This is a genomic window from Algoriphagus sp., from assembly GCF_024642405.1.
Taxonomy (GTDB): Bacteria; Bacteroidota; Bacteroidia; order Cytophagales; family Cyclobacteriaceae; genus Algoriphagus.
Genome location: NZ_JAHEBC010000342.1, coordinates 1 through 4048, shown reverse-complemented (window position 1 = coordinate 4048; position 4048 = coordinate 1). Strand labels below are relative to the sequence as shown.

The 4048-nt window shown below is 37.5% G+C and carries 4 protein-coding genes; all 4 read right to left on the bottom strand.

What is annotated here, in order from left to right; translation table 11 throughout:
• Positions 1-1351: ABC transporter permease (locus Q0L68_RS17375; RefSeq protein WP_296705530.1), on the bottom strand; the 1351-nt coding region annotated here is incomplete at its 3' end.
• A 168-nt stretch (positions 1352-1519) separates the two neighbouring features.
• On the bottom strand, positions 1520-1870 hold the full coding sequence (locus Q0L68_RS17370) for a DUF1801 domain-containing protein (RefSeq protein WP_296705529.1): 351 nt from the start codon (positions 1868-1870) through the stop codon (positions 1520-1522).
• Between the two features lie 81 nt (positions 1871-1951).
• Positions 1952-2788: a prohibitin family protein gene (locus tag Q0L68_RS17365; RefSeq protein ID WP_296705528.1), complete on the bottom strand. Its 837-nt coding sequence runs from the start codon at positions 2786-2788 to the stop codon at positions 1952-1954.
• A 121-nt stretch (positions 2789-2909) separates the two neighbouring features.
• Positions 2910-4048 (bottom strand): gamma-glutamyltransferase family protein (locus tag Q0L68_RS17360; RefSeq protein ID WP_296705527.1); only part of this gene is annotated, 1139 nt, incomplete at its 5' end.

Below are 4048 nucleotides of genomic sequence, written 5' to 3'. Positions count from 1 at the left end.
ACTGGGATGCAATTAGCAGTGTAAACCCTATGACGAAGATGGAAATGGCAAATTGAAAAATGACAAGAGGGCGCTGGATCCGTAATCGAACTTGGGACTTAGAAGTGATTGACCGAAAGGAACCTTTTGAAACCAACCAGGCAGGATAGATTCCTGAAAATAAAATCGCTATGGCCAAAATTCCACCTTTTAAATACCAGGAAGTTGAGTATAAAAGCTGCTTAAAAAGATCGATGCCGATTATTTTGATCAATAACGGGTTTATCAGAATTATCAATAAAACTGCAAGTCCAAGAGCAATTATATTGATGAAAATCGCCTCAAAAAATAACTGATTGAAGAGATGTCTTTTTCCCGCCCAAAAGATTTTTCTTACCCCGATTTCTTTGTTTCTCAAAATTACACGGGCAGTCGCAAAATTGATGTAATTACATGCAGCGATTACTAAAATCAAAAAAGCCAATGCAGCCAAAAGAAATAAAACGGGTTCACTTCCATTAGCTTTAAATTCATTGATAAAATTCGATTTTAGATGGATATCTTCTAAGGGCATGGTGTGAAAACTGATTCCTGATTCCGGGAATCCCTTTTCTTCAATAGAATTTAAAGAGGTGTTGAGTTCAGAAATCTGATTAGAAGATGGGATTTTAACATAGGTGTAAAAATCAGGTCCCCAGTTTGAAAATTCCTGGTCTTGATTTGGATAAAGGTTTAAAGAGATCAATGCTGAAAAATCCAGATGTGTATTTGAGGGTAAATCTTCTATGACTCCGGCAACCGTGTAGTTTTTGAATTCCTGGTATCCATTTTCCTGGTAAATTCCATAAACCCCGTTAATGATAATGCTTTTGTTTATGGGGTCTGTCTTTCCAAAAAGTTTTTCAGAAAGTGATTCTGTTAGAATAATTGCCTGAGGTGTATTTTTCCATTGCTCTGCAGAACCAGCAATGAATGAAAAGTCAAAGAAATCGAAAAAAGTTGTTTCTGCTCCAACAATACCATCTTGGGCTATTAGGTTTTCACTTGCTTTTATACTGGTGTTTTGACCCGCTTTATGGATTCTTAAGACAGACTCGGTATTGCTGAAACTGTTTCTGAGCTCTTCCCCAGCTTTTGAATAGATTCTTGCGGAAAAACTGGAACCCCCATTTTCCAAAGATTTTTCCTGATAGATTCGGAATATTTTTTTTGAATCAGTGTGGAAATCATCAAAACTCTTTTCAAATGCCCAGTAAGAAAAAATCAGGAAGCAAGATGCTAATCCTATACTCAAACCAAGAATACTGATCAGGGAATAAAACGGATGAAATTTGATGCCCCGAAAGGTTGAGATGAAGTAATGTTTAATCATAGTGGAAAATTTTCTCTTCCAATTTAAGGCCAAAGCTATGCCAACAAAAAGCTTTTAAAAATAGGCGAAATGGCTGTAAATCTTATTATTAATTCATCATGGCGAACAAAAATGTTCGAAAATGGACAAGAATTATTTTAGGAAAACTCCACCAGAATCTGGATAGACTTATCGCTTTCTGTACAATTCCAATGCATCATCTAAAATCATTTCAATTTCTTTTCTAGGAAGATCTGAGTTTGAATTTACCCTGAATATTTTCATTCGCTTTCGATCTCCACTTTCCAACGAAGGATGATTTAAGGTTTTACCTTCTACGAAAAGAAGATAAGGTTCATTGGTTTTTTTATCTGTCCAGAGGTAGCAAAATGCTTTTCCCTGAAAACAAAAGCAAGGCATTCCATATTTTTTGGTTTCAGTAATTGAATCATTTTTGTTCAGAATAATTATTCTTAAAGCAAGAAGACAGCTTTTTACAGGCTCCTCTTTTCCTAAATAGAATTGATCTTTTTCACTCATAATACTTCAGTAAATTAAAAAAGCGTGCTTTTAGAAATTAAATCCAAAAGCACGCGATTCCATAAGTTTTATAAAAGAATCTTAATCGTTTTTAGCGGCACCAACGCCAATGAAAGGAATTGCTCCAGCTCCTGTCACTTCAGGTAGAATACCATTCCATTTTTCAATAGCCTTTAAGTTTGCTTCAATTTTTCTCAACTCAATCAAATCAGGTGAAATATTCATTTTCTGAAGTCTCAAAGCCTCTGCTTCCGCTGTAGCAGCAGCAATGGTTTGCTCAGCTTCTACCTTGATTCTATCAAGATCTCTCTTTGCTTTCAATGCGTTTTGTTCTGCGGTTTGCTTCGCTTCAATCGCATCTGTAAAAGTCTTTGAAAAGCTAAAGGAAACAATAGAGAATGCATCCACTGCAATGTTTGATTCCAATAGTCTCGACGTTAATGCATCCTTCATTTCTGTACTTACCGCAGGTCTTTTGGTGATTAATTCTTCTGCAGTATATCGAGCAGTCACTGCTTTCATTACTTCCTGAATTGCTGGGTCAATTATTCTCTCCTTAAATTCAATCCCGATTGATTGATAAACAATATTCGCTCTATCTGGGATCACATGATAGTTCAGTGCAACAGATAAGTCCACATCCTGAAGATCTGAAGAGGCAGATGCTGCATCAGTAATGGCCTTTTGGATCTTTACATCCATCAATTCTACGGTCTGCACAATCGGTATTTTAAAGTGGATTCCTTCCCCCAAAACGGTATTTTGAACCGCACCAAAATTCAAGACTATTCCTCGCTCTCCAGCTCCTACCTGAGCCCAAGGCTTAAATGCAAAGAGTAGAAATAAAACTATTCCTACTATTATCACTGGCTTCCAAGAGCCTTTTCTCATTTCATATTTTAAATCTTCGAAATCCATTTTTCATTTGTTGTTTACCTAGGCAAGGTAGTCTTTTCCTACTAAAAAAGACTTTCAATGATGAAAGCCTGAATTCCAATCAGGTGGATGAGAAGAATAAAAGAAAATAATTTCGATGTTTTTAATATCCAGCTGCTTGTCCATCTTTTCGTGATTCAGATGCACCCGAATAAACTTTATTTTCCAAATCAACTCCAATGGCTTGATATCCACCATATATTCCGACGGCAAAAGATATTCTATGTCCCATCTTTCTAAGTTCGCGGAAAACTTCTGGTTCAAAACCACTTTCCAGATTGAGAGTTCCGCCATTCGTCATCACGGATCCAGTAGGTTGTGAACTCCCAGAATGTCTCATTCGGGGAGCGTCTCCAGCTTCTTGCAAATTCATTCCGAAATCCACCAAATTCACAACTATCTGGGCATGTCCCTGTGGTTGAACGGAACCTCCCATCAAGCCAAAACTCACATGAGGTTTACCATCCTTAGTGATAAAAGCCGGTATTATTGTGTGAAAAGGTCGTTTCCCAGGTTCTATTGCATTTGCATGATTTCGATCTTGAACATTGAACATACCACCTCGATTTTGAAGGACAAATCCCAACCCATCCGGTACCATTCCAGATGCAAATTCCGAATAGATACTCTGGATTAAAGAAACCATATTTCCATCTTTATCAGCGACGGTCAGGTAAGTTGTATTTCCAGATTCGATTTCCATATCACCGGCGGGATAGCTATTTGCTGCTTGATTTAAGTCGATTAATGCCCGACGCTTTGCTGCATATTCTTTGGAAAGGAGTTCTTCCAAAGGAATATTATTGAAATCTGGATCTGCATAAAACTTTGCTCTGTCCTCATATGCTAGTTTCTTTGCCTCCGTCAAGACATGTAAATACTCCGTGCTACCAAAACCCATGGAAGCAATATCATATCCTTCCAAAATATTAAGCATCTGCAAAGCTGCTGTTCCTTGACCATTGGGAGGCAACTCCCAAATATCATATCCACGATAATTTGTGCTAACAGGCTCAACCCAGTTGGAAGTATGACTCGCTAAATCCTCATAGGAAAGAAATCCTCCGTGCTTTTTCATATAGGAATCAATAGTTCTTGCGATATCACCTTTATAAAATGCATCCCTACCTTCTCTTGCAATCATTTCATATGTGTTGGAAAGGTTTGGGTTTTTAAAGACCTCGCCTTTTCTAGGAGTATGGCCATTTGGCATGTAGGTTTCAGCAAAACCTGGTATTTCCT

Coding starts and splice junctions, on each gene's coding strand:
- Q0L68_RS17365 (WP_296705528.1), bottom strand. CDS start 2,788: ATGGATTTCGAAGATTTAAAATATGAAATGAGAAAAGGCTCTTGGAAG.
- Q0L68_RS17370 (WP_296705529.1), bottom strand. CDS start 1,870: ATGAGTGAAAAAGATCAATTCTATTTAGGAAAAGAGGAGCCTGTAAAA.